Here is a 5,532-nt window from a genome sequence, read left to right as displayed (position 1 = left end):
CCCCCCCCGGGACATTACATTCGGCGGAGGATAGGGGATTTGAACCCCTGAGGGCGTTAACCCAACACGCGTTCCAGGCGTGCGCCATAGGCCGCTAGGCGAATCCTCCTCAGTTTGCTCCGTGGAGCAGGATCAAGCATATCTAAATTCTCGCTCAATCACGAATCGGACGTTTCCACGTTGCTTCCCAGCTCATTCTTGAGGCGTCAAACCCCTGAAATTCGGTAATTTTGCACCTTTTCACCATCCCGATCTTTTCTCCAAAGGCTGCCGTTTGAACAGATCAATACTGTAAACATGAGTAAAAGAGAGGTATTTCACAGCCAAGACGACCCTCGCCGACTGCCTATCAGCCCGCCCGGGACAAGGAGTATCCCCGGAATCGATGGTCTTTGGGCCGCGAACCTGGACAAAGACAATCTCTTTACCCAGATCGCCGCTACCGCCATAAACCTTTATGACCAGTCGCCGGTCACTGCATCCGCCCAGGGCCTGGAGCGGCTGAAGACCATTGCCCGGCTGCACAGCATGCTGGATGCTGCCGAGGCAGCGGTGTTGGCCGATAGCTACGAGTATTCGGTCGCCGAGACGATCAGCCACGGAACCCAAGAGCCGCTGCTGGATGACCCCGGCACAACGGAAGAAACAGCTGAAACTCATTCTGCCTACTTCTACGGTGTCAATCGCTCCGACGAGTCGCTGATCCGTTCTTCCTTTGTTGCCGAGGCATCGGTGGCAATGCGCTCCTCGGAAAAGAAAGTCCAGGACAAGTTGTTCTTCGCCGAAGGACTGCGCCATCTTTGCGCAGACACTTTGGACGCCCTGAGCGTCGGTGAGATCACGACCAGATCCGCGCAGGAGATCGTCAAGCACTCTCAGGATCTGGCACCCGAGGACGTGGCACTAATGCAACGAACCTTGCTGCCGATAGCGCGGCAGGCCGCTGACTCCGCGATAGCCCTACGTGCCAGGAAAATGCGTGAGCGATTGCATCCAAAGCCCATTGAAGAACGCCACAAGAAAGGTGCGGAGGACCGCAAGATCACCTATTGGCACGAGGCCAATGGAATGAGCGTGATTCAGCTGCATCTGCCGGTGGAAAAGGCGTTGGGCATTATCAATACCGTCAATTGGCATGCCGTACGCAATGTTGATCCAGCTGATAATCGGACCGAACAGCAACGACGGCTGGACATTGTTTGCGATGCGTTGCTCGATGGTTGGCCCGCAACCGAAGGGACCCCGCTCAAAGCTCGTGTAGCTGTCACGATTCCTGCGCTGGAAATGCTGGCCAACCCTAAACGCGCACTAGCTGACCTTGAGGGCTACGGGCCGATCCCAGTAGGGACAGCGCTGCTAATCGCAAAAGACGCCCCGTCTTTCATCAAGGTGCTCACCGATCCTTGGTCAGGGGCAGCTATAGACGTGGGCCGCGAAAAGTACCGTCCGTCCAAGGCGCTGCGTGATCTGCTGCGAAATCGGGATATCGTCTGCCGCTTCCCCGGGTGCAATCGGCCCGCCGAAGCATCCGAGATTGACCACATCGATGCATGGGCAAAAGGCGGGCACACCACGCGCAGCAATACGCATTTATTGTGCAAGCGGCATCAGATGTTCAAGCACGTGCTGGGATGGCAAGCCACCTATCTTCCGGACGGTTCAGTGAACTGGCGCTCCCCCAACGGCATGATTTGTGTTGAGCTTCCCGGCAGCGTCACCAGCGTCCAGAACTTCGACTTCGAGAAGGAGCAGACGCCCATGTTGCCTACCGTCCAGCTCAATGACCGCGTTCGACGCGTACTTGGGTGGCTAGAACCGCCTGAAGAAGCGACCGGCTGAGGACGAACAGCATTTTTGGTCAAGATCTCCGAGCCATGATTTGCAAGCTGAGAGCAAGCGCACGCCTGCCGATTTTCATCCAAGCGCCAACCTCGGGTAGTATTTTTGGTGACCCCTCGTGTGGTGTCATCCTGTTGAACTCCCCCAGGACCGGAAGGTAGCAAGGGTAGATGGGCTCTGGCAGGTGCATGAGGGGTCTTTTACTTTCTTACGCAAGCCGAATGGAGTCCACGTGGGCGCTGGCCGTTTCGCCCCTAGCCCTTCGGGGCCACTCCACCTTGGCAATTTGCGCACGGCCATCCTCGCTTGGCTTTTCGCCCGCTCCTCGCAACGCAAATTCCTACTGCGCATTGAAGACTTGGATCGTGTTCGTTCCGGCGCCGAAGCCATCCAAATTGCTGAATTATCGTCCTTGGGCCTTGATTTCGACGGCGAAATTCTCCGACAGTCCGACCGCCTTCCGATTTATCTCCAGGCCGTTGAGCGGCTCAAGGCCCGCGGCTTGGTCTATGAATGCTTCTGCTCGCGCAAGGACATCGCCGAAGCCGCAAGTGCTCCGCATGCTGCGCCCGGCGCCTACCCGGGAACCTGCCGCGATCTGAGCGCCAGCGAACGCTCGGCTAAAGCACAGAACCGTCCAGCCGCCTTGCGACTGCGTTCAGAAGTGAACGAATTTTCTGTTCATGACGAACTATTCGGCGATTACACCGGTGCGGTAGATGACTTCGTCCTGATCCGCAACGATGGAGCTCCCGCCTACAACCTTGCGGTTGTCGTCGACGATGCGTTCTCAGGCATCGACCAGGTCGTGCGCGGAGATGATTTGCTCTCTTCTGCGCCGCGGCAGGCCTACCTGGCAACTCTACTGGGCTACACGGTCCCGGCCTACGCGCACGTACCGCTGGCACTGAACACCAAGGGCCAGCGCTTGGCTAAACGCGACGGTGCAGTAACACTCGAAGAGATCACCGAACAAGGTGTGCATCCAGCCAACGTTGTGGCGATTTTGCTAGAGTCATTGGGCTTGCCCAGCACAAGTTTGCAGGCAGCCCTGGAAGCTTTCGATCCGGAGAATCTGCCACGTGAACCGTGGACCGTCGAACCATTGAATATTGTCCAACAGCTGATGCCTAAAGCATCAGGCAACTGATAGGGAACCGGTGTGAGTACAGCGCTATATCGCAGATATCGTCCCGATACGTTTGGCGACGTTATCGGCCAGGAGCACGTTACCGCGCCCTTGATGACGGCGCTGGAGAAGAACCGCGTCAACCACGCCTATCTATTCTCCGGTCCGCGCGGTTGCGGCAAGACGACTTCTGCCCGCATTTTGGCCCGTTGCTTGAACTGCGAGCAGGGCCCTACGCCCGTTCCTTGCGGCACCTGCCCAAGCTGCGTGGACCTTGCCAATGGTGGCCCGGGTTCGCTGGACGTCATCGAGATTGACGCGGCCAGCCATGGCGGCGTAGATGATGCCCGCGATCTGCGCGAGCGCGCAACCTTCGCGCCAACTCGCGACCGCTACAAGATCTTCATCATCGATGAGGCCCACATGGTCACGGCGGCAGGCTTCAATGCCTTGCTGAAGATCGTTGAAGAGCCACCGGCGCACATCAAATTCATCTTCGCGACTACCGAGCCGGAAAAGGTCATCGGCACCATCCGCTCGCGTACCCACCACTACCCATTCCGTCTGGTTCCGCCAGAGGCATTGCTGGCGTACCTGCAAGTGCTCTGCGAACGCGAAAGCGTCGCGGTAGCCGAAGGCGTACTGCCACTGGTGATCCGTGCTGGCGGCGGGGCGGTCCGCGACACACTTTCGGTGCTGGATCAGCTGATCGCTGGTGCCCGCGATGGCAACCTGGATTACGAGACGGCCATTGCACTGCTGGGCTACACCCACTCGACACTGCTCGATGAGGTCACCTTGTCGCTGCACGAATCCGATGGCGCTGGTCTGTTCGGTGCGATTGACCGCATCATCCAGACCGGTCTGGATCCCCGGCACTTCGTTGAAGATGTGCTGGAGCGCTTCCGCGATCTGATCATCGCCAAGGCCATGCCAGAAGGCCTGGAGAAGATCTTGCGCGGCGTACCAGAAGACCAGCTTGAATCCCTTCGCTTGCAAGCTGGCTTGGTCGGTGCAGGCGAACTATCGCGATGGGCCGATGTCACCAACAAGGCCCTGAGCGAGATGACCGGCGCAACTTCGCCTCGTCTGCACCTGGAATTGCTGGCCGCGCGCTTGATGCTGCCCGGTTCGCAGAATTCCGACAGCGCTTTTGCCGCTCGGCTGGATCGGTTGGAGCGCCATGCGATGACCGGTGGAGCGCTGCCTGCGCTTGATGAGAACGACGCTGCAAGTGCTGGTGCCTCAATGAACGCCACTCCTAACCCGGGCGCCGCGCGTCAGGGTGCTGCCGCAGTACGCGAAGCCCTGGCCGCCGCCAAATCCCGTCGTGAGGGTGCACCCGAACCGGCTGAAGCGCAGGGCGAACCAGTGGCTGGCGAACAGGCCCCACAGGTTCAGCCAAATCATGCCCAGCCGCAACAGCAGGCTCCCGAGGCTCCAGCGCAAATGCAGCAGCCCGCGCAGCACGCAGAACCAGTTCAAGCTCAGCGCACCGAGCAGCCTCAAGAGACTCCGCAGCCAGTGCCTGCCGAGCAGGAAACGCATCCCCAGCAGTCCGCGCCATCACAGCCACAGCCACAGCCACACGATGATGATCCAAATGCTCCGCTGGATCCAGGCGCGGCAGCGTCGCTGAACACTGGTGAAGCCGCTGACTGGGGTGCAACTTGGGGTCCAAAGGGCGAAAACTACTCGGTGACCACCGAGGTGCAGCCTGGTCCGAGTATTCCGGCAGCTCGTCCGGAAGGCGTGGCACCATTCAGCTTGGTCCCTGATCCTTCCAGCGGTGAAGACCTGTCATTCGGCACCGGGGTCTCCATTGATGACGTGAAGCAAAATCCTGCCATGGCCGAATTCGCACGTCGTGCGGCTGCCAACCGAACACCACAAGCACCGCAGTCGGCACAGCCGCAACAGGCACCAGAAGCTAGCCAGGCTGGCGTGGATGCTCAGCGCCACGCTGCCCACCAGGCGCAAGAACAAGCCCAACGCGAACAAGCTGAACGCGAAGCACAACAGCGCGCCGCACAAGAACAGTCCCAACGCGAACAAGCTGAACGCGAAGCACAACAGCGCGCCGCACAAGAACAGTCCCAACGCGAACAAGCTGAACGCGAAGCACAACAGCGCGCCGCACAAGAACAGTCCCAACGCGAACAAGCTGAACGCGAAGCACAACAGCGCGCCGCACAAGAACAGTCCCAACGCGAACAAGCTGAACGCGAAGCACAACAGCGCGCCGCACAAGAACAGTCCCAACGCGAACAAGCTGAACGCGAAGCACAACAGCGCGCCGCACAAGAACAGTCCCAACGCGAACAAGCTGAACGCGAAGCACAACAGCGCGCCGCACAAGAACAGTCCCAACGCGAACAAGCTGAACGCGAAGCACAACAGCGCGCCGCACAAGAACAGTCCCAACGCGAACAAGCTGAACGCGAAGCACAACAGCGCGCCGCACAAGAACAGTCCCAACGCGAACAAGCTGAACGCGAAGCACAACAGCGCGCCGCACAAGAACAGTCCCAACGCGAACAAGCTGAACGCGAAGCACAACAGCG

The 5,532-nt window shown here is 59.3% G+C and carries 3 protein-coding genes, 1 tRNA gene and 1 other RNA gene; 4 read left to right on the top strand and 1 reads right to left on the bottom strand.

All coding sequences use genetic code 11. The annotated features are described in order from the left end of the window. Positions 1-24: 24 nt before the first annotated feature. Positions 25-109: transfer RNA gene (locus ACNPM8_RS09035), tRNA-Ser, on the bottom strand. Between the two features lie 188 nt (positions 110-297). Here ACNPM8_RS09035 and ACNPM8_RS09030 point away from each other — a divergent pair. The 4 genes from ACNPM8_RS09030 to ACNPM8_RS09015 all read left to right on the top strand — a co-directional run. Beyond that, positions 298-1,839: an HNH endonuclease signature motif containing protein gene (locus tag ACNPM8_RS09030; protein WP_105658000.1), complete on the top strand. Its 1,542-nt coding sequence runs from the start codon at positions 298-300 to the stop codon at positions 1,837-1,839. A gap of 107 nt (positions 1,840-1,946) precedes the next feature. Continuing rightward, an RNA gene (ffs, locus tag ACNPM8_RS09025) (signal recognition particle sRNA small type) lies at positions 1,947-2,043 on the top strand. 28 nt (positions 2,044-2,071) lie between these two features. Then, positions 2,072-2,989, top strand: coding sequence for a tRNA glutamyl-Q(34) synthetase GluQRS (gene gluQRS, locus ACNPM8_RS09020; RefSeq protein WP_448938396.1), 918 nt, complete (start codon positions 2,072-2,074; stop codon positions 2,987-2,989). A gap of 12 nt (positions 2,990-3,001) precedes the next feature. Continuing rightward, positions 3,002-5,532 (top strand): DNA polymerase III subunit gamma and tau (locus tag ACNPM8_RS09015; protein ID WP_448939701.1); only part of this gene is annotated, 2,531 nt, incomplete at its 3' end.

It is taken from the genome of Glutamicibacter sp. AGC46 (assembly GCF_053543715.1).
The sequence above is the reverse complement of the archived record's forward strand: the minus strand, read 5'-3'. Positions and strand labels throughout refer to the sequence as shown.

What these genes read in the sequence shown, in the direction of transcription:
- ACNPM8_RS09030 (WP_105658000.1), top strand. Translation starts at nt 298, where the DNA reads ATGAGTAAAAGAGAGGTATTTCACAGCCAAGACGACCCTCGCCGACTG.